The sequence below is a fragment of the Methyloprofundus sp. genome (assembly GCF_965251085.1).
GTDB lineage: Bacteria > Pseudomonadota > Gammaproteobacteria > Methylococcales > Methylomonadaceae > Methyloprofundus.
In genome coordinates, this window is the sequence record NZ_OZ252594.1 from 4734796 (window position 1) to 4754559 (window position 19764).

Annotated in this window: 17 protein-coding genes and 1 pseudogene; 11 read left to right on the forward strand and 7 right to left on the reverse strand. The window is 40.6% G+C overall.

Features of this window, described 5'->3' with window-relative positions; genetic code table 11:
* Positions 1 to 86 precede the first annotated feature (86 nt).
* Together ACQY3F_RS22345 and moaB are read right to left on the reverse strand one after the other, a co-directional pair.
* Positions 87 to 467: a DUF423 domain-containing protein gene (locus ACQY3F_RS22345; RefSeq protein WP_428357338.1), complete on the reverse strand. Its 381-nt coding sequence runs from the start codon at positions 465 to 467 to the stop codon at positions 87 to 89.
* Positions 467 to 991 (reverse strand): molybdenum cofactor biosynthesis protein B, encoded by a 525-nt coding sequence (gene moaB / locus ACQY3F_RS22350; protein ID WP_428357339.1) that lies wholly within the window; start codon positions 989 to 991, stop codon positions 467 to 469. Before moaB ends, ACQY3F_RS22345 begins: the two co-directional genes overlap by 1 nt.
* A gap of 233 nt (positions 992 to 1224) precedes the next feature.
* Here moaB and ACQY3F_RS22355 point away from each other — a divergent pair, with 233 nt between their 5' ends.
* Positions 1225 to 2508 (forward strand): cyclic nucleotide-binding domain-containing protein, encoded by a 1284-nt coding sequence (locus tag ACQY3F_RS22355; protein ID WP_428357341.1) that lies wholly within the window; start codon positions 1225 to 1227, stop codon positions 2506 to 2508.
* A gap of 87 nt (positions 2509 to 2595) precedes the next feature.
* On the opposite strand, the gene rpmG is transcribed toward ACQY3F_RS22355, so the two are convergent.
* Both rpmG and rpmB read right to left on the reverse strand, forming a co-directional pair.
* Positions 2596 to 2751 (reverse strand): 50S ribosomal protein L33, encoded by a 156-nt coding sequence (gene rpmG / locus ACQY3F_RS22360; RefSeq protein WP_428357342.1) that lies wholly within the window; start codon positions 2749 to 2751, stop codon positions 2596 to 2598.
* Positions 2752 to 2762: 11 nt separating this feature from the next.
* Positions 2763 to 2999 carry a 50S ribosomal protein L28 gene (gene rpmB / locus ACQY3F_RS22365; RefSeq protein ID WP_428357343.1) on the reverse strand — a complete coding sequence of 79 codons (237 nt, stop codon included), beginning with the start codon at positions 2997 to 2999 and terminating at the stop codon, positions 2763 to 2765.
* A gap of 402 nt (positions 3000 to 3401) precedes the next feature.
* On the opposite strand from rpmB, the gene gshB reads away from it, so the two are divergent.
* The 5 genes and pseudogenes from gshB to ACQY3F_RS22390 all read left to right on the forward strand — a co-directional run bounded on the left by gshB (position 3402) and on the right by ACQY3F_RS22390 (position 8675).
* Positions 3402 to 4355, forward strand: coding sequence for a glutathione synthase (gene gshB, locus ACQY3F_RS22370; RefSeq protein ID WP_428357345.1), 954 nt, complete (start codon positions 3402 to 3404; stop codon positions 4353 to 4355).
* A 4-nt stretch (positions 4356 to 4359) separates the two neighbouring features.
* Entirely contained in the window at positions 4360 to 5226 is an 867-nt protein-coding gene (locus ACQY3F_RS22375; protein ID WP_428357346.1) for an energy transducer TonB, read from the forward strand.
* A gap of 106 nt (positions 5227 to 5332) precedes the next feature.
* Positions 5333 to 5440, forward strand: a pseudogene (locus ACQY3F_RS22380) (multicopper oxidase domain-containing protein); the annotation flags it as partial.
* A gap of 359 nt (positions 5441 to 5799) precedes the next feature.
* Positions 5800 to 7161 carry an IS1380 family transposase gene (locus tag ACQY3F_RS22385; protein ID WP_428352972.1) on the forward strand — a complete coding sequence of 454 codons (1362 nt, stop codon included), beginning with the start codon at positions 5800 to 5802 and terminating at the stop codon, positions 7159 to 7161.
* A gap of 584 nt (positions 7162 to 7745) precedes the next feature.
* Positions 7746 to 8675, forward strand: coding sequence for a VOC family protein (locus tag ACQY3F_RS22390; RefSeq protein WP_428357347.1), 930 nt, complete (start codon positions 7746 to 7748; stop codon positions 8673 to 8675).
* A gap of 718 nt (positions 8676 to 9393) precedes the next feature.
* On the opposite strand, the gene ACQY3F_RS22395 is transcribed toward ACQY3F_RS22390, so the two are convergent.
* The gene (locus tag ACQY3F_RS22395) at positions 9394 to 10575 is read right to left on the reverse strand and encodes an LBF_2804 family protein (protein ID WP_428357348.1); all 1182 of its coding nucleotides are present in this window, start codon (positions 10573 to 10575) and stop codon (positions 9394 to 9396) included.
* A gap of 473 nt (positions 10576 to 11048) precedes the next feature.
* Between ACQY3F_RS22395 and ACQY3F_RS22400 the strand changes: the two genes are divergently transcribed.
* From ACQY3F_RS22400 to lysM, 3 genes are all read left to right on the forward strand, one after another.
* On the forward strand, positions 11049 to 11627 hold the full coding sequence (locus tag ACQY3F_RS22400) for a DUF937 domain-containing protein (protein WP_428357350.1): 579 nt from the start codon (positions 11049 to 11051) through the stop codon (positions 11625 to 11627).
* Positions 11609 to 12613, forward strand: coding sequence for an IS630 family transposase (locus ACQY3F_RS22405; protein ID WP_428353111.1), 1005 nt, complete (start codon positions 11609 to 11611; stop codon positions 12611 to 12613). The genes ACQY3F_RS22400 and ACQY3F_RS22405 overlap by 19 nt, the downstream gene beginning before the upstream one ends.
* A 126-nt stretch (positions 12614 to 12739) precedes the next feature.
* Positions 12740 to 13195, forward strand: a complete 456-nt coding sequence (gene lysM, locus ACQY3F_RS22410; protein ID WP_428357352.1) for a peptidoglycan-binding protein LysM — start codon at positions 12740 to 12742, stop codon at positions 13193 to 13195.
* Between the two features lie 126 nt (positions 13196 to 13321).
* Here lysM and ACQY3F_RS22415 read toward each other — a convergent pair whose 3' ends face one another.
* Together ACQY3F_RS22415 and grxC are read right to left on the reverse strand one after the other, a co-directional pair.
* Positions 13322 to 14728, reverse strand: coding sequence for a hypothetical protein (locus ACQY3F_RS22415; protein WP_428357353.1), 1407 nt, complete (start codon positions 14726 to 14728; stop codon positions 13322 to 13324).
* 228 nt (positions 14729 to 14956) lie between these two features.
* The gene (gene grxC, locus ACQY3F_RS22420; protein WP_428357354.1) at positions 14957 to 15214 is read right to left on the reverse strand and encodes a glutaredoxin 3; all 258 of its coding nucleotides are present in this window, start codon (positions 15212 to 15214) and stop codon (positions 14957 to 14959) included.
* A gap of 576 nt (positions 15215 to 15790) precedes the next feature.
* Between grxC and ACQY3F_RS22425 the strand changes: the two genes are divergently transcribed.
* A complete protein-coding gene (locus ACQY3F_RS22425; RefSeq protein WP_428357356.1) occupies positions 15791 to 19012 on the forward strand; it encodes a helicase-related protein in 3222 nt (1073 codons plus the stop codon).
* Positions 19009 to 19764, forward strand: coding sequence for a DUF4391 domain-containing protein (locus ACQY3F_RS22430; RefSeq protein ID WP_428357358.1), 756 nt, complete (start codon positions 19009 to 19011; stop codon positions 19762 to 19764). Before ACQY3F_RS22425 ends, ACQY3F_RS22430 begins: the two co-directional genes overlap by 4 nt.

A 19764-nucleotide genomic window follows, 5' to 3' on the forward strand; every position in this document is an offset into this window, starting at 1 on the left:
GTTCTTTATCAATTAGGTGCGCATAGCAATTATTACATACTTGGTGCTGCTGCGAACTATATTACGAGGCATTATGCTTATCGTTTCTAAGCCTTGCATGCTTTAAAGGCAAAAATAACCACTAATAGCCAGGCACCTAAAAAGCTGAGTCCACCGAAAGGGGTGATCATTCCTAGCCATTTTACACCGGAAAAGCTGAGTAAATATAAGCTTCCGGAAAATAAGACGATCCCGGCAAACATTAACCAGCCCGCATAAATTAATAGCCGCGCTTCGGGATTTTGTTGTCTTAATAAGGCGATAAACCCCAGGCCTAATGCATGCCACATTTGATAGTTCACTGCAGTTTTGTATACTGCGAGCATTTCAGGTGACAAAACGGTTTTTAAAGCATGTGCGCCAAACGCGCCCATGGCAACAGCAAGCAATGCGCTGATAGCACTTAATAATAGAAAGACAGGATGCATTATTTTTCCAATAGACGGGGCATTAATTGTACAAGATTACACGGTTTGGTTCTAAAGTCTAATTGTTCACTAATTAAACTGTCCCAGACAGTACGACAGGCACCGGATGAGCCGGGCAGGCAAAAGATATAAGTCGCATTTGCTACGCCTGCAATAGCCCGGGATTGTATGGTTGAGGTCTTTATATCCTGGTAAGATAGCATCCTAAACACTTCACCAAATCCATCCAGAGTTTTATCCAGCAGTGGCGCAAATGCTTCAGGAGTGCCATCTCTGCCGGTAACGCCTGTGCCTCCCGTGCTGATAATAACATTCACTTTATCATCCGCGATCCATTGAGAGACTGTGGCGCGAATCTGATAAATATCATCCGCGACAATAGCTTTGGCATAGAGTTGGTGCCCTGATTTTTCTAATCGTTCGACTAGCGTCTTTCCGGATATATCATCGGCCTCGGTACGAGTATCCGAAACAGTTAAGATTGCTATATTAAGGGGAAGAAATTGTCTGTCGGTCCGGGACATACTTTACACCTATAAGAGTCTGCTGATAATAACCTCTCATTTTACATAAAAGAAGTGTCTATGGCAGGCTTTGATTAAGCAGTATTTCAATTATAGTCAGATTGGCCTGCATAAAAATAATACTAAAGAGAGCATTCGATTATAATTAAAGTATAAAATAATAATTCAAGAATTTGATGTTCTCCAATACTCTGTTATTAACTTCTTGCAAAACAATTCTCTAACAAGTTTCTATGGCTGTTAATCCTAAATCAAACGAAGGCAAGGCCTTACGCAAGCAATTTCCATTGCTAACGATGCCAGCACAGCAATTTAGAGAGCTATGTACTACTTGTGATGTGTCTAGGGTATCTCGGGGAGACCACCTATTTAAGATAGGTGATGCAACAGAATCATTTATTTATCTTATTCAAGGTACGGTTTCCTTAGAAGCGAATGAATTCATACTGGAAACAATTAAGGCTGGAACAGATGCCGCAAAATTTGCATTAGCTCATCAGTTTCCCCGTAAAGTTTCAGCTCGTGCAATAGATGATGTCAATTTTATTAGCCTGGGTCTTAATGCCTTTGATAAAACGGATACTGATTATAATGAAGCGGAAAATGTCTACCGAGTTGTTAATGACGATGATGATAGCGAAGCTGATGCAAGCATAGATTGGCTTGCTGCTATGCTGCAATCACCCGTGTTTCAGCTTTTACCTGCGGTGAATTTGCAGCAGGTATTGATGAGCTTGCAAGATGTTAAATTTAGCCAGGGTGAGGCTATTTTTAAACAGGGCGATGAGGGTGATTATTGTTTCCTGATTAAAAAAGGTCGCTGTACTTTAAGTCGAAAAGCATCTGAGGGAGGCAAAGCAATAAGTTATCTGGAGCTTGCCGAAGGAAAGGCATTTGGTGAGGAAGCGATAATAACGGGAGAACCAAGAAATATGACGGTTACCGCTACTACAGATATGCTGGTTTCGCGTATAGATGCAGAGCGCTTTATTAAATTCATTAAAGAGCCGGTGCTTAAATACATAGAATATAGTGATTTACAGCAAGAGCGAGAGCAATCCCCCGAGCTTCTGGTAATAGACATACGCTCTACCGAGGAATACAGAAAACAGCATATACCGGGTAGTCGTAACATGCCTTTTTTCACTTTGCGCATGTATATTAATGAGTTAATGCAAGAGCAAGGAAAAATTGTTGTTGTTTGTGAGGATGGCGTAGCAAGTGATGCAGCGGCTTTTGAATTAATCAAGAACCGGATGGACGCGATTATTCTGCAGGGTGGCATACAAAGCTTACCCCATTGGAATAAAGAAGAAAATGTGCCTGAGCTAGTCACTGAAGAAATGCCTGATGTTATTGAAACGGAAGGCAGCTTGCTACAGAAAAACGTAGTATTAAAGGAAGAAAATGAACGCTTAATGACTGAATTAAGCTTATTTAAAAAGCAGTACAGCTTACTTTATAAACAAACAGAGAAATTAAAAGCTGCACTGGATAAGCTGCGCTTAGCTAAGTAAGCATAGACAACCCCGAGGGATTGTCGAGCTTACGCTGCAATAAAGCCTTGTGCCTCGTGCAGATAATTAAATCCGGCAAACAAGGAATTATTTGATTTTTGATTCTTTGTACATGACGTGCTTACGTACAACAGGGTCAAATTTTTTGATTTCCATTTTTTCTGGCATAGTACGTTTATTTTTATCTGTTGTATAAAAATGCCCAGTACCCGCTGATGAAACTAATTTTATTATATCTCGCATGTTATGACTCCTTAAACTTTTTCGCCGCGTTGACGCAATTCTGCTAAAACAACATCAATACCTTTTTTATCGATGATACGCATACCTTTAGCAGATAATCTTAAGCGTACCCATTTATTTTCACTTTCAACCCAGAACTTATGATGATGCAAGTTAGGATTAAAGCGTCTTTTTGTTCTATTTTTAGCGTGTGATACATTGTTTCCGCTAACAGGACGTTTACCTGTTACTTGACAAATTTTGGACATGATTTACCTCAAGTGTGCCTTTATTCAAAGTTAGCCGGACTTTATACCAAAATTTATCGACAAGGTAAACAAGAATTTATTTATTTTCTTGATATAATCACGCCCATTCAGCAAAAAACAGGCTATACTCAAAAAAGAAAATGACGCTGGATTTTCATCGGGCACTCAGCTAATGACAGCAGCTATAAATGGAATTGTAATAAGGCACCTGGAAATTAATAATCGGGCAGGATTTTTGTTTGTCATCGGTGCGGTAGCAAAGGGCGCATAGCTGGCTACATAACTATTGCTACAGTGCTGATGACGGACAAAAAGATGAACAAGGATGGATGATTATTTGTTTCCAGGTGCCTAAGCCTTACTGAAAATGCATAACCCCTTTATATACAAGAGAAAAATATTGTGACTATTAAATTGGGCATGGTCATGGATTCGATTGACCATATTAACATCCATAAAGACACCAGTTTTGCGATGTTACTGGAAGCGCAGGCACGCAACTGGACGTTATATTATATGCAAATGGATGATTTGTTTTTACGTAATGGCAAAGCCTATGCGAATATCCGGCATATTAAGGTCCAGCGTCACGCAACGGACTGGTATCAGGTTATTGAGCAGCAAAGCATCGCGCTAGAATCTTTAGACTGCATCATTATGCGTAAAGAACCGCCTGTGGATCAGGAATTTATCTATGCTACCCATATCCTGGAGCTAGCTGAAAAACAGGGTGTTTATGTTATCAATAAACCTCAAGCATTGCGCGATGCTAATGAAAAACTCTTTACCGCCTGGTTCCCGCAGTGCTGTGCTGATACGCTGGTCACGCGTAACGCAGACCTGATTCGCGAGTTTCTTGCAGAACATCAGGATATTATATTAAAGCCTTTGGATGGCATGGGAGGCGCTTCGATTTTTCATTTGCGCAGCAATGATCCGAATATTAGCGTAATTATTGAAACGATTACCGAATATGGTCAGCGCCATGTCATGGGGCAAAAATATTTGCCAGAAATCAAACAGGGCGATAAGCGCATCTTGATCGTTAATGGCGAAGCTATTCCCTACGCATTGGCGCGTATTCCCGCACAAGGTGAAACTCGTGGGAACCTTGCTGCAGGCGGCTTTGCACAAGGCCAGCCCTTAAGCGAGCGTGATATCTGGATTGCAAATCAAGTGGGGCCAGTATTAAAGGAAAAGGGGCTGGTTTTTGTGGGTATAGATGTCATCGGAGATTATTTAACCGAAATCAATGTGACCAGTCCGACTTGTGTACAAGAACTGGATAAGCAGTTTGGCATTAATATCTGTGCAAAACTGATGGATCATATTGAGACAGTACTCGCGAAAGACTAGACGTATGAGTGAACAAGTTTTTCAACGCCCTTCACCGCTATCCAATAATGATACCCTGCTGGTTACCCTTTTTTTCGCAGCAGTCATTCATGCGCTACTAATATTAGGTATCACTTTTAGCAAGCCTAAGGTAGATAGGGTCAGTAAGTCCCTTGAAATTACATTGGTCACAAAGCAAGCACTAAAAGCACCGAAAAAAGCAGAATTTTTGGCGCAGAATAATCAGATAGCCACGGGTAAAAAACTTGATAAACCCACTCCGGCTGCAAAAAAGACAATGACAGTAGGTCGTCAGCCAAAAAAGCCGCCAGCCCAACAGCAGCGTACACAGCAAAGCAGTGCAAATAAACGCGTCATTACTCAACACAAAGCAGTAGAAAAAATTTCCCAGGCACCTGAGCCTAAAAAAAACAATACAAAGCCTCGGCCTAAATTATCCATGGATGCCTTGCGCCAGCAATTGACTCAGCTGGGTGAAAAAATACGTTATAAAAAACCTAGCAGTGATCAAAAACGCATTAAATTTATTAATTCTGTCAGTGCGCATAAATATCTTGCTGCTCAATATATTACCGACTGGCAGCGTAAAATAGAAAATATGGGCAATCTAAATTACCCTGCGATTGCAAAACGCGCTGGCTTTTCAAGCACACTCACCATGGATGTCGGGATTAAACCAGACGGCAGTATTTATAGTATGCGTATTAGGAAATCTTCTGGCTATCCTGCGCTCGACAAGGCAGCCAAGCGTATCGTCAAGGTAAGCGCTCCTTTTCCACCGTTACCGAAAGCATTGCTTGAAGAAGTTGATGTTCTGGTGATTACTCGCGTGTGGAAATTCTCTGATGAGTCTGGCCTGCATAACCGCTAAGGAACGCGCACGAAATAACTTAAGCAACTGGCTGGTCTTTTTATCCGCCTTCTGCGCTGTAGAAACTGTTACGTAGCTGGCTATTATAGTGATACCCAGTGAATAGATCGTCATTGCCAAGCCATTTGAAGATTACAAAGGCCTATTTTTATATCATTGCCATAATCTGGAACATGAAGACTTAGGAATGATGCGGCAATTTTATATAGGCTAGCTTTACTATTTTATTTTACAAGTAACTTTGTTGTTAGACTTCGCACGGTTACGGATGCGGAAAATATAGTGAGCTGATTTTTTTCGAGAGCAAAGCCTGCCCCGTACTTGATACGGGGACGCGGAAACTGGCGCATAGCTAGCTACGTAACGATTTCAGCAACGTAGCTACCGGCAAAACTCAGCCGCTCACGGTTTCTACCGCAATTGCAAAAAATGTCCGCTTAACCTATGGGTGAGGCTAACATTTTTTGAAAGTATTACCTAAATCCTGCAAGCATTATACATAATAATCCACAAAACTCCTTATTAAACAATGATATAATATCATTTTCCTGATTTCACTATCTCATTGTTTTAATGAAGCCCTCTAAAGTATCAAAATCCTCATCTCACGTAAGAAACCGTACCCGAACGGTAAAAATGACATCTACAGCACATGGATTGACAAGCCAGGCGGGACTGATTCCCGTCGTGAAATATTTAGACAGGATAGGTTTTGAAAAAACCGTAAAACAAAGCGTTCCACATCGGCGGGGTGAAAATGCAGACCATCACTTATCTGATGTGGTTCTATTGACGTTGGTTGGCATGATGGGGGGAGCAACATCAATGGCAAAGGTGACGACCGTATGGGCAGATAGCGTACTGCGCAAAGTAGCTGGCTGGATAAAGATTCCTGTTGAAACCACAATTTTACGGATCTTTAAAGAAGTAAGTGATAGGCAGATAAGCCAGTTTGAAACGCTCACGCATACTTTGCGTGGTCAACACTGGCGGCGATTGCTTCGTTCCGGAAAATCGAAAACTGGCATACAATCCGTCCAGTGGGTCGATGTCGATTCAACTGTGGACACCGTTTGTGGTCGACAAGAAGGAAGTGCCAAAGGCTTCAACCCCAAAAAGAAAGGTGCCCGTTCATACCATCCACAACTCGCTTTTCTAGCGGAAACAAAAGAAATTTTACAAGCCTGGTTCCGGACAGGCAATGCCTTTACAAGCAATGGTGTTGTAGAATTTACCAAACAGTTACTTGCACACTTGCCCAATCGGATGCGCATTATTTTTCGCGGTGACAGTGGTTATTTTGTCGGTGATTTGCTTGAATTTCTCGATACCAGAGGGCATGGGTATCTAATAAAGGTTAAACTTAAGAATTTGAACGCATTGCTGGCCAAACAGGCCTGGACAGCCATACAAGGCCGACCCGGTTGGGAGCAGAGCGAGTTTCAATATCGTTGTGGTGGCTGGTCTCGCTCTCGTCAGTTTGTCGCGGTCAGGATAAAGCAACCTAAACAAGTGACAGGACCTCAGTCCGAGCTTTGGGATACGGCAGAATATGACTATTTTTGTTATGTAACAACTGAACCTCTATCGCCTTGGCAAACACATAAGAAGTATGGTGAACGAGCGACGTGCGAAACATGGATTGAAGAAGCAAAATCACAAATGGGTTTAGGTAAAATCAGAACGAATCAATTTCTGGCTAATGCCGCATTATTTCATTGCGCCGTTCTTGCCTACAATACCGTGCGCTGGATGGCTCAATTGAGTGGCAACAAAACGTTGTGCCAATGGGAGCCGGATACACTTCGTACTTATCTGATTCGGGTGGCTGGAAAATTACTCACAGGCAATAATCAGCTGAGAGTCAGAACACCTGCAGATCCGCTCTATCCACAGGAATGGGATGATTGGGTTAAGGTGGGGTTACTCGCTTAACATTAACCGAAGTTAAGTCACTTTGATTAAAAGGTCATGGCACGTTGGCAGGGTGTTTATTGCCTTGGGCTCGGGGGATATCCATACGATACAAAAAATTTCCTCTATTTATGATTTAAATCTGGATATTTTGATCGGTTGGACAAAGAGGGCTGGCAAAGCGGCAGTAAAAACCTAATAACCACTTAGCTAGACAGGTTAATGAGAGTCAAAATATGGGCTTGCAGGATTTAGGTGATACTTATACTCGCATATTTATAGGTGAGCAAGTTGTCCTGATATTAAACCTGCATATACTTCGCGCAGTCACGGGTGTGGATTTCTAGCGGCTGAGTTTTTGCCAATAGCTACGCTGCTGAAACCTTTACGTAGTTAGCTATGCGCCAACTTCAGCGTCTTGCCCTCGACAAAAATCAGTTCACTATACAACCGCATCCGTGACCGCGTGATGTATAGTTAGCTGATAGGTAAGTGAAAACAATATCAATATTTGTTACAAAAGGTCCACTCGCAACTAATTTTTCCAGGATCACGGTGCTTTTGTTATATACTGCAAACAACACTTACGTTACAGGGAATAAATTATGCATAGTGGCACTATCAAGTCTGATTATTATTTAGCACGGCTCGTTGCTTCTCTGCTAATGGCAAGCTGCTTTTTGTCGGGCTGTGCGACTCCGGGTTCCACAGAAGATGCTGCAAATGCAGAGGCTCTGGTTGCCATTACGGCAGCACCTACCAATGTTTATCATCAAGGTAAGTTTGTCTGGCATGATTTAATTACTCCCGATATTGCCGCGTCACGAAAATTTTATAGTGGATTGTTTGATTGGACCTTCCTGCAGCAGGGGCGCTATACGATTATTTTAAACAAGGGGCACCGCATAGGCGGAATGCTGGAAGTCAAACCACAGACCGGGAAAGAAGCAGAAGCAGTGTGGCTAGCCTATATGTCGGTTCCCGATGTGGATAAAGCGAGTGACTACCTGGAAGACCATGGTGGGGAGATAATCAAAGGACCTCTGGATATGCCACATCGTGGGCGTGGGGCTTTAGTAAGTGACCCACTAGGTGCGCATTTGTTGTTATTACATGCAATGGACGGCGATCCTGCCGATAGTGTGCCTGTCGAAGGTAGTTGGCTATGGGATGAGCTATGGAGCAATCAGCCGCAGGATAGTTTTATTTTTTATCAGAACCTGGGGCGCTACGATTCAATATTTGGCCAAAGAGATTACCAGATTCTGGAAAATGAAGGTAAGTGGCGCGCCGGCATCAGACACGTTCCTGAAGATGATTTTAAAGTTCGCTGGGTCTCGTCTATCCGGGTTAAAGACCCTGCCTTGTTATTAGACAAAGTAACGAGTCTAGGCGGTAAAATATGGGTGCGTCCTGGGGAATCTCTAAAGGATACAGGTGCAAATATTGCGGTTATTTCTGATAACGTGGGTGCCTTCTTAATACTGCATCGCTGGAAGCCAGGTGATAAAGACCTGGGAAGTGAGGGGCAGTGATGAGGATTTTAAACAGACTGATACTACTCGCGGTCATGCTAACAGCAACGTTGGTCTTACCGGCTTGCAGTTCCACCGGCAATACTAGTGTAGGATATACGGTTTATCAGGGCTATAATTACCCTAATTACGGATATTATTATGGGCGTGGTCTCTACAATAGACCTACCGGATTTGGCGGTGGGGGGCCAACTGAGCCACCTGATCCCAGACCTGCCCTGCCAGTAAATAAGGCTAATTAAAAAGTCGCTACTGAAACTTTTATTAAGTTCAGACCACCTGAACTCTAGGATAATAACTTGATGCCAATGCTTGATATGTAGGTTGGCGCTGAGCTTGCGAAGCCCAACAATCACTGTGCAATATCATGTTGGGCTTCGTATACTCAGCGCCAACCTTGCACTTTAGTATCATTTGATTATCTTGTGAAAACGGTAAGCTTTTGATTTCTTTATGTCGAGATCAGGAGCTCTGAAGTTGGCTTTGCTTTAACCTAAAAACCGTAGTTGAACGTTATAAACCTAGAAAAATCTGTTGCTCACGGCTTCTAGCACAAGCTCTTGATTCCACGGCACCGCAAAAAATGTCTGCTTAACGAATGGTGAAGCGAAAATTTTTTTAAAGCCCTGTGAAACCAAGCCTTGCGCTATGGTTCCGTGCTCAACTTATTTTTCTAGGTTTCAGAGTTGTTAAAGGCCGAGTGTCCAGCTTTCAGGATTTAACCTGGGTCAAAATCCAGTACACATAGTTTTTTAGCCGCATGAAGCTGACCATTTAAGAGTAGGTTCATCAATTGTTCAGTACGCTCCATATACTCTTTCGTTAATTCTTTAAATGCTTCGGGTAAATGGTGACGTTCCAGCTGCGATAAATGACCATCAAATGCAGCAGCAACACTTAGCAAATCAAGCAAGAAGTAACGTTCTTTGGTTGTGACCTCGTCAAGCACCACTAGAAAGTCCTCCCAGTCATCGTATTCCTTACTATCATCAATTTGAAAGGTATCACATAGCCTGAGTAATAAGACCAGCATATTAGGGTGGTAGTTTTGCGCCAATACCATCATCGTAGCAACGGCTCGCACTGAGCCTTCGCGCGCTTTCGGGCTGAGTTGTGCAATCAGATCGTCGGTAAGCATATCATTGACGATATGTTCAGCCAGTTTGTTACCGAACAATCTAAGTCGTGCTTCTCGTGCCACTTTATACAGTGTAAAAGCATCCCAGATACCGGTAATTGGTATAGCTACCCAGCTAAATGCCGTACGCGCCTCGCCTTTACCAAATAGGCGGATTAATAAAAATTTAACAGCCAGGCCGCTGAGTACAACTTTAGCTTTATATAAAAAGGCGACCAGGAATAATTTGGATTTAGATAGGTGCTTTAAGGGATCTATGCCCAGGTAATGAATAATCGGATCAGGTACTTCTAGTGCTGCACGAGCTAGGATATTGGGTACCGCATCATCACCCGGCAGGCATGAGCCCTTAGCAGTCTGATTATGTCCGGTAAGACAGGCAAGGCTGTAGACGGTTTTCAGCCCCAGCCAGAATAACACGACCATTTCGATTGCCAGCATAATCACCAGGGTGCTGCCATATAATAGGTAATAAGCAGTGGGCTGCATAGTATCCATATAGGTCCACTCCACCCAGATAGATACAAAGGTGGTTAATGCGCCGATAGCAAACGCAATGATTGCAGCAAACCCGGTGATATTGCTTGCTAGCGTACGTAGGGTAATGTCGGGTGGAAGGTCGTCGATACTGATGTTTTGCATATCCGCAGTACCCGATTTATTTGCCAGGTAGCGGTAATATTTAACACCTATTTTTTCCAGAAAGCCGGGCGTTTCTTCTCTCGCATAAGAGGGACTTTTCTTATTGTTTTTCTCAGGCATTGCTGGGTTCCTCTCTAATATCAATGATAGTCTAATTTATTATTATTTATGATATTTTGGCTCTAAGTAGTGATGCTGACTATAACACATCTGCCATAGAGGTATAACAATCCTAAAAATCTCGCTAACGCATGACTTATCAGGCTTAAGCCGTTCCGGTTGAAAAATGCGCATAGATTTTAATCTCGCTTATTCTTTTCTAGATGAAATGCTACAAATGTACTATTATTAGTAGTACTTATTTACATCGCTTATTTCTGTCTGTCAGATGTCTTGAGTGAGGCGGGTGTACTTAAAAGTGAAGTAATAGTAACAAGCAACGTTGTAGAGCGGACTTCAGTCCGCAATTCATGCTGAAATATAGCGGACTGAAGTCCGCTCTACAATAATGCAATTCATATTTACTGCACTTTTAAGTACACCCGAGTGAGTTGGTAATATATCTATTGAGTGTTAACTGTAAGGAGAATTATATGGGGATTTTAGACTCGCTTCTAAGTGGTCAAAATGGTCAGCTTATTGCCCAGCTCGCACGTAGCAGTGGGATTGGGGAAAAGGATGTGCAAAATGTGCTGGGTCAATTGTTACCTGCCGTATCAAAAGGTATTAAAGGCAATGCAAGCAGCTCTGAAGGGCTTGGCGAATTAGTGACGGCATTGGGCAAAGGTAATTATCAGCGTTATCTTGAGAGCCCTGAAGAACTGGCTGGCCAGGCCGCAACGGATGAAGGCAATGCCATTCTAGGAAAGGTTCTCGGCGGAAGAGATGCCAGTCGTGGCGTGGCGGAGCAGGCAGCGAAAACGACGGGAATTGATAGCAGCATTATTAAGCAGTTATTACCTCTGGTAGCCACGATGGCAATGGGAGCACTGAGTAAGGAAACCACTGATAGCCCAATAGGAGGACGTGGGCAAAGCCTGGATATGAGTAGTCTAACCGGAGCCGATGCTAGTCCCGTGATAGGTAAGTACTTACGCAAAATTAATTTAACGAAAAAAGGTGTCATAATAAACAATTATTTTGCTGACTCTAAATGTTTGTGCTCTATATAAAACACCTACTCCCAGAAGAAATTACTGCTTTAAATGTGATGCATAAAAACCATCCACTTCATTTAAGTAGAAGTCGAGCTCATGCTATTTTATTAAGTTTCAAAGAGCATTCTGTTCCCATGATTTGTTCTATTTATAACGTATGCCGCCAAACTGTTTCCACTTGGTTTTCTAACTGGGAAAAGAATGGAATCGATGGATTGGTTGACTGTCAGGGAAGAGGACGGCGAGGTATTTTAACTGAAAAACAACAAATAAGCTTAGTCCAGAGAGTTGAAAAATCTCCTAGATCATTAAAATCAGTACTAGCAAAATTTGAAGAAGATCTAGGCATTTCAGTTAGCATTGATACTATAAAACGTATTTGTAAACAAGCTGATCTTGTTTGGAAACGAGTTAGAAAATCCTTAAGGATAAAGCGTAATCAAGATAAATTTGATTTGGCAACCGATGAAATAAAAGAATTAATACAACAACATAAAGAGAATGAACTTGATTTGTGCTACTTTGATGAGTCGGGGTTTACACTAGAACCCTGTGTTCCTTATGCTTGGCAACAGTCAGGTGAGACGATTGAAATACCAAGCTCAAACAGCAAGCGTCTTAATGTATTAGGTTTTGTTAACAGAGATTGCAGGTTTGATTCTTTTGTTTTTGAAGGGAGTGTAAACACTTCGGTTGTTGTGGCTTGTATTGATGAATTTGCTAAACAGATTAAAAAACCAACAACTCTTATTATTGATAATGCATCGACTCATACGAGTAATGAATTTAATGAAAACCTTGAAAGGTGGAAAGAAAAAAACCTATCCATTTACCGTATACCGCCATACTCACCCGAGTTAAATATTATCGAGATTATATGGCGTAAAATAAAATACGAATGGCTTCCTTTTTCAGCTTATGAATCCTATGCCTCTCTTCAGGAAGAATTATTTAAGGTGCTGTCTAATATTGGAAAGAATTACAAAGTAGAGTTTGCATAAAAGGTTAAATTAATTTTGCATGGGTACTTATGATAACCTCGTTTCTGGATGCAGATAACGATGGCAGCATCACAGATGATTTATTGAATATGGCCAAGAAATTTTTATAAACAGAGGGAGAGAAAAATGGGACTTTTTGATTTTGCCAGTAATATAGGAAAAAAACTTTTTAATAAGGATGCTGATGCAGCAGCCGAAATAACTGAGTATATTAATGCCGATAATCCGGGAATTGAAGACTTAAGTGTTGTTTATAATGATGGCGTTGCAACTATTATAGGAGTGACGGATAGCACTGAAGCAGCTCAGAAGGCTATTTTGATGGCAGGGAATGTCAATGGTGTGACCGAGGTCGTGCCGAAAATTCAGATTAATGATGTCGAAGTAGATATGGCGACAGCATTTGAATCTGATAAGGTTGAATATTATGTGATTGAGAGCGGTGATTCGTTATCAAAAATTGCTAAAAAATATTACCAAAACGCGATGGAATATCCACGTATTTTTGAGGCGAATAAAGAGGTGATTAAAGATCCTGATTTAATTTATCCAGGGCAAAAAATCAGAATTCCATTGGATTAGAAAATTAGTTAGTTTGACTGTCTGTCTGTAGGGCGCGGCTTTAGCCCGCTTTTTGTGTGCAATTGTCGGACTAAAGCCGCGCCCTATAGTCTAGAAATATTTTGATTGCTTTAATGCCTGCAGAAATTAGTTGAATCGGACACTGTAATTTTTTGCCTGTGAATAACATGACTGATTGGCGCAATTAGAAATGATCAGCGTATATTCTCCGGCAGGTAAATCCAGAGTAAAAGCCTCATCTTTTGCTTCGAGCAATTGTTTATCAGCATCATAAACAGCGATATAAAAAGCCATATTAGAAAACTGGCTTTTACCTGAAAAAGTTACGTTACCCTCTAAGTCCAGTTGAAAACTATCCTTATCGTTTGTATCAAATAAAGTACCCTGAATAACGGTGCCGTTCTGCTGGTCACCTGCTTCCAACGGAAACAAAATATCGATGATGTTTTTATAATCTATAAATACATCGTATTGAATACGGCCTGTTTCACCAGATCGGTAATTTATATTGCTAATCAGCACGCTATACCAAGTGTCATACTCCCAGTTTGTTACGGTCCAGCTAAAATTATTGGGTACACCAGAGCCTCTGGTGTCGATATGTATATCAGCGACGCTTATAAGCTGAGAGTTATCTTTGCGGGTGACGCTAAGCTTTGCATTGGCAAAGTAATGATGCTGGTTAGCCCATATTGAAGATTTGTCTTCGATAATACTTAAATTCCACGGTGTTTTCCTGTTACTTGTTTTATCGGAAAAAAATACATGGGGATAACGTAAATACGGGAATGCAACAAAATCTGGTATATCCTCGGCTGCTGTTTCCGAATCAGTAGAAAAATCAAATACTTTCACAGCTGATGCTCCCAAAACCTGTCCATAACTGGTAATCTGCAAGAACGGGTTTAGTAATGCGCGCCTATGACCGATACCTGCTATATCCGAAACATTAAATGCATCGTCGATAAAACCAATAAGGTCATCTGCCGGGTCACTATTGCTGCCACCTAAATGTAAATTACTGCTGTTACTGCCATTAAAACCAGCATCGCTATAACAAGTGGAACTGGTCGAAGGTGTGTGGGTTAAAAAGTTATTTGATCGTTGAATTAATGATGCTTGCTGCACCTGAAAGTCAGAGCCGTGATTATAAGTTATAGATGTGAGCTGATGTAGCTCACGAGTTTGATTAAATGCCTGTAACAGCCTTTGCTGAGCTGATTCATTCAGCGTACCTGCAAAACAGTCGGCTAAGTTGGGCATTAAGTCATATAAAAACGCATTGCTGGTGAAAGCGCTATCGCTGATTTCTTTGCTGACTGTGCGCCAGTATAGGCGGTAGTCCGCTCCACGATCTTGAATTTGCAAAAAAACTATATTTGAAAGTTCACTGTTCTGACCTTCTGAGTCATAGGCTTGTAGGGCAACGTAAAAACTTGCGCCTTGCCATAAAACTATAGAAAAGTCAGTTGTGGCATTCATATCTAAGCTGTTGATAGTCGCTTCACCCAGATAGGGATAAGGTGCATACAATAGCCGATAGCCTGACGTATTATCTACTTCGAACCAGTGTAAATCTACCTGCAGCCCTTCATTATTTAGCTGTAATACAGGGGCAGCAGTTTGCGCTTGAATATGGGGCGTAATTAGCAAGCTAAATATCAATAATAGTATTCTATACATACAATGACCTTTTCAAAGGTTTATCTGGATGCTCAACTCCTCAATTTGGTTGACTATAAGCAATCTGGCCTGGATGAATTATCTTGCAATAAGTAGAGGATCTAGCCCTTTTTTTAAATCCAGAGCACGTAAATCATCAAAGCCGCCTATATGCTGATCACCAATGTAGATTTGTGGCACGGTTCTGCGTCTGGTTTTCTGCATCATTTCTTCTCTCAAGCCTTGAGTGGTGTCTACATTAAGTTCCTTGTAACTAGCACCTTTTGCAGTTAACAGGCGTTTTGCCATCGTGCAGTATGGGCAGAAGTTGCTAGTGTAAATAATAATTTCAGGCATTTTGATAGTTGAGTAAGTGTAAATAATGAAATCATTATACTTCAAATGAGCGTAAAGGGTATTTTGCTTTGGGTTTAACTATTCATCCTAGAAAAATCAGTTGCTCACGGTTTCCAACACACGCACTTGATTCCACAGCACTTCCAAAAATGCCCGGTTAACCTACGGGTGAACCTAAGATTTTTATTGAAGGTATTGTGAAGCCAGAATCTTGCACTATAACTTCGCGCTTAACTGATTTTTCTAGGTTTATATTGCTTTTTATTAGATTATCTTTTAATTAAAAATATATTAAGTATATATTTAAAGTCTAATTAAATAGCCTGCTATGAGCGTAGCGAGCACGTAGGCTGAATAGGATGCTTTTGATTGTGATACGTTGTAATCAGGATGAAGACAAGGGGTTTTTGGCTTGGCAGCACAATCCCTTAGTTGAATATAGGAGACTACAGGCTTGTCTATTAGGTCATTTAGCATTGAATATTGCCCCCCTATACATTAAGTTCTTTAAGGCTGTATTTTGTTAATTCTGCTAGAATTACTCAATAATTAATCGCGTACAGGATATTGAATTCAATGTTATTGGACAACAAAAAGAACGGAAAAGTAGGCGACACTCTTAAAGAACATTTAACCAAGGACTCTCACTTATCTATTATTTCTGCACTTTTTTCAATTTATGGATTCGATGCCCTAAAAAAAGAATTGAGCCAGGTTGAACAGGTTCGATTGCTCTTCTCTACTATAGATAAAACACAAGAGGGCGATGCACATTTTCAGGGATTAAACGGCGATCAGTTTGAACGCCGATTTAAGAATAAACTAAACCAGCACCAGATAGCTAAAGAGTGTACAGAATGGTTAAGTAAAACTGCTGAAATTAAATGTGTTAATAATCCACAAAGCCTGAGTCAAAATTTATTTCATATTGAAAATACAAATAGTGAATCCATCGCTATCCAGGGTAGCTCCAACTTCACTACTTCTGGACTAGGTTTCTCTGAATCTGATAAGTACGATATGAATATGTGCCTAACAGAAGCCGATAGTACTCATGCTCTGTTAGAGTGGTTCAATGGGATCTGGGATAATACTGATGCTGTCAATGATATTAAAGAGTCACTCTTTAATGAACTGAACCGACTAATAGAAGACCAGCCCCCCGCCTTTATTTATTTTCTAACGCTATTCAATATCTTTAAAGATTTTATAGAAGAACTGGATGAAGAAAAAATCATCAAGACAAAAACTGGCTTTAAAGAAACGCTAGTCTGGAACAAGCTCTATAAATTTCAGTCCGATGGTGTACTAGGAGCCATTGATAAATTAGAAAAATATAATGGCTGCATTATTGCTGATAGTGTGGGCTTAGGTAAGACCTTTGAAGCCTTAGCCGTTATCAAATATTATGAATTACGCAATGACAGGGTTCTTGTATTATGTCCAAAAAAGCTAAGGGAAAACTGGACAATTTATACCGTCAATGACAAACGCAACATATTATCTGCTGACCGTTTCAATTATGATGTTTTAAATCATACTGACTTAACGCGAACACGCGGACAGTCAGGTGAGATTAATTTAGCAACACTCAACTGGGGCAATTATGACTTAATCGTTATCGATGAGTCGCATAACTTCAGGAATAACAATACCCGCAAAGAAGGCATGAGTCGGTATTCCAAATTAATGGAAGACATCATCAAATCAGGGGTTAAAACAAAAGTCCTGATGCTCTCTGCAACTCCCGTAAATAATCGCATGAATGATCTGAAAAATCAGGTCTCATTCATAGCAGAAGGGATTGACGATGCTTTCTCTGATTCTGGTATTGCCAGTATTGAGCAAACACTTAAAACAGCTCAGACCAAATTTAATCAATGGCTAGAACTTGATGGGGACGAGCGTAAACCTGAAGTTCTGCTGGAAAGAATGAACTTTGATTATTTTAAATTATTAGACCTGCTTACGATTGCCCGTTCACGCAAACATATAGAAAAATACTACGACATTAAAGAGATTGGTGCATTTCCTGAACGCTTAAAACCACTAAATATCAAAGCAGATATTGATGTTGATGACCAATTCCCACCACTCAAGGAAATTAACCGTTCTATTCGACGACTGCATTTAAGTGCCTATGCGCCACTTAAATATGTGCGTATGGAAAAGCGGGAAGAATATAATCGTAAATACGATATGAAGGTTGGGGATGGATCGTCGGTCTTTAAACAAGTGGATCGGGAACAAAGTCTTATCCACCTGATGCGGGTTAATTTATTTAAACGTATGGAAAGTTCGATCAGCTCCTTTGCCTTAACGCTGGAAAAACTTTTAACAGCCGTTAATTTATTAATTCAAAAAATTGAAACTCATGAAAGTAACAGCATTGATGAACTCAATATTGAAGATATAGAAATAGAGGCAGAAGAATTTGATGCCTATCTAATAGGTCGTAAAGTAAAAGTACTGATTCAGGACATAGATGCTATACGCTGGAAACAAGAACTAGAAGAAGACCAGCAACGATTAAGCACCCTGTTAAATGAAGCTCGCCTTATCGAAGTACAACGTGATGCCAAGCTACAGTACTTGAAAAATATCATCACCCATAAAATCCAGAACCCTATTAATGACGGCAATAAAAAAGTCCTCGTCTTTAGCGCCTTTGCTGACACAGCAAATTATTTATATCAACACCTGGCCGAGTGGGCACACTCAGAGCTGAAAATTCATTCAGCGCGGGTCACAGGAAGCGGCACTAATAAAACCACGCTAAAAGATATTAATACCGACCTTAATAGTATCCTGACAACTTTTTCACCCATATCAAAAGAGCGTCATAAAATCGATACGGCGGCAACCACTGAAATTGATTTACTGATTGCTACTGACTGCATTTCTGAAGGGCAAAATCTGCAAGATTGTGACTACCTGATTAATTATGATATTCATTGGAATCCAGTCCGAATTATTCAACGCTTTGGACGTATAGATCGCTTAGGTTCAAAAAACAAAGTCGTTCAATTGGTCAATTTCTGGCCGAATATGGAACTCGATGAATATATTAACTTAGAAGCCCGAGTAAGCGGGCGCATGGTATTACTGGATATATCTGCGACAGGTGAAGAAAATGTCATTGAATACGATGATAAAAAGCGCATGAATGACTTGGAATATCGTCGCAAACAACTACAGCAACTTCAGGACACCGCTGTTGATATGGAAGATATGTCAGGCGGTGTCTCTATTACAGACTTAACCCTGAATGATTTTAAAATGGATTTATCCACTTTTATGAGTGAAAAAATAAGTGATCTGGAAACAGCCCCGACAGGACTGTTTACTGTCACTCAAATTGATAAGGACTTACTTGACCCTGATAGTGAAGCAGGTGTTATCTTTTGCCTAAAGAATATCACAGGTAAAGCAGTACATGATGAATCCTATGCTATAGCCCCTTATTACCTTGTGTATGTTACCGAAAATAACACCATTAAATATAATTTCCTACAGGTTAAAAAGATACTCGATATTCTAAAGAAGCAAGGCTTAACATGGCACCACGCTGATTCAAAAGCCGTAGCGCAGTTTCATCAATCGACTCAGCAAGGTAAAGACATGAGTCTATACCGTAGCCTACTGGAAACCGCTATCAATAGCATCATTGGCAAGTCCGAAGAAAAAGGAGTAGAAAGTTTATTTAATCGTGGCGGTACAGTGCTGACTAAAGACAGCTTCAAAGGCATAGAAGACTTTGAAGTGATCAGCTACATGATTATAAAAGCAGCCGTATGATATCCAGCTTCTATCAAACCTTAGCCATACCAGAAGCCTGCTATTTAGGAAACACAGTCTATAAAAAGTTATTTTATGATAATGGCGCACTGAATGCGGCAGATAAAAAAGCCTTTACCCAGGATATTGATGATATACAGTGGAGCTATACCTTAAAGCCAGAGACAATTAATATTCCAGCGTTTATTAATGAAGAGTACGACTATTCAGAAGTCGCTATTCTTCAAGTGCAGCTAAGAGAAACAAAACACTATAAACGATTGGCGCAAATTATTCAGCGTACCATTCCTTACCCATTATTAATTATTTTTAGTCATGATGATCATATTGCTTTATCGGTAGCCGATAAGCAGATTAACCGTGTTGATCACAATAAAATAAAAGTAGCCGACTTTCAGGAAACACACTGGATAGATTTAAACAGTCCCAGTGAATCTGAGCTAGATTTCATCAAGAGCTGTACTATTCAGAACTTCTCCTATCAAAACTTTTACGTATTTTATAAAGATTTAACCGCCCGTGTTATTGCACTACAGTGTGCAATCATCGGGGGTTGCTATACACTTAAAACTGATACCACACAGGAACAGCGTACTGAATGCCTGAATAGCATTCAGCATACGCAACAAAAAATAACATCACTTAGAGCAGTACTTAAAAAGGAAAGTCAGTTTAATCGTAAAATAGACCTTAATATGCAAATAAAAAAACTGACTCAAGAATTAGAGCAACACAAACAAAAGATTTCATAA

Bases quoted from the DNA above. Each gene is read 5' to 3' on its own strand.
- moaB (WP_428357339.1), bottom strand. From the start codon at position 991: ATGTCCCGGACCGACAGACAATTTCTTCCCCTTAATATAGCAATCTTA.
- ACQY3F_RS22390 (WP_428357347.1), top strand. From the start codon at position 7,746: ATGCATAGTGGCACTATCAAGTCTGATTATTATTTAGCACGGCTCGTT.
- ACQY3F_RS22430 (WP_428357358.1), top strand. From the start codon at position 19,009: ATGATATCCAGCTTCTATCAAACCTTAGCCATACCAGAAGCCTGCTAT.
- rpmG (WP_428357342.1), bottom strand. From the start codon at position 2,751: ATGCGAGATATAATAAAATTAGTTTCATCAGCGGGTACTGGGCATTTT.
- ACQY3F_RS22375 (WP_428357346.1), top strand. From the start codon at position 4,360: ATGAGTGAACAAGTTTTTCAACGCCCTTCACCGCTATCCAATAATGAT.
- ACQY3F_RS22425 (WP_428357356.1), top strand. From the start codon at position 15,791: ATGTTATTGGACAACAAAAAGAACGGAAAAGTAGGCGACACTCTTAAA.
- ACQY3F_RS22395 (WP_428357348.1), bottom strand. From the start codon at position 10,575: ATGCCTGAGAAAAACAATAAGAAAAGTCCCTCTTATGCGAGAGAAGAA.
- ACQY3F_RS22405 (WP_428353111.1), top strand. From the start codon at position 11,609: ATGTTTGTGCTCTATATAAAACACCTACTCCCAGAAGAAATTACTGCT.
- ACQY3F_RS22400 (WP_428357350.1), top strand. From the start codon at position 11,049: ATGGGGATTTTAGACTCGCTTCTAAGTGGTCAAAATGGTCAGCTTATT.
- lysM (WP_428357352.1), top strand. From the start codon at position 12,740: ATGGGACTTTTTGATTTTGCCAGTAATATAGGAAAAAAACTTTTTAAT.
- grxC (WP_428357354.1), bottom strand. From the start codon at position 15,214: ATGCCTGAAATTATTATTTACACTAGCAACTTCTGCCCATACTGCACG.
- ACQY3F_RS22345 (WP_428357338.1), bottom strand. From the start codon at position 467: ATGCATCCTGTCTTTCTATTATTAAGTGCTATCAGCGCATTGCTTGCT.
- ACQY3F_RS22385 (WP_428352972.1), top strand. From the start codon at position 5,800: ATGAAGCCCTCTAAAGTATCAAAATCCTCATCTCACGTAAGAAACCGT.
- rpmB (WP_428357343.1), bottom strand. From the start codon at position 2,999: ATGTCCAAAATTTGTCAAGTAACAGGTAAACGTCCTGTTAGCGGAAAC.
- ACQY3F_RS22355 (WP_428357341.1), top strand. From the start codon at position 1,225: ATGGCTGTTAATCCTAAATCAAACGAAGGCAAGGCCTTACGCAAGCAA.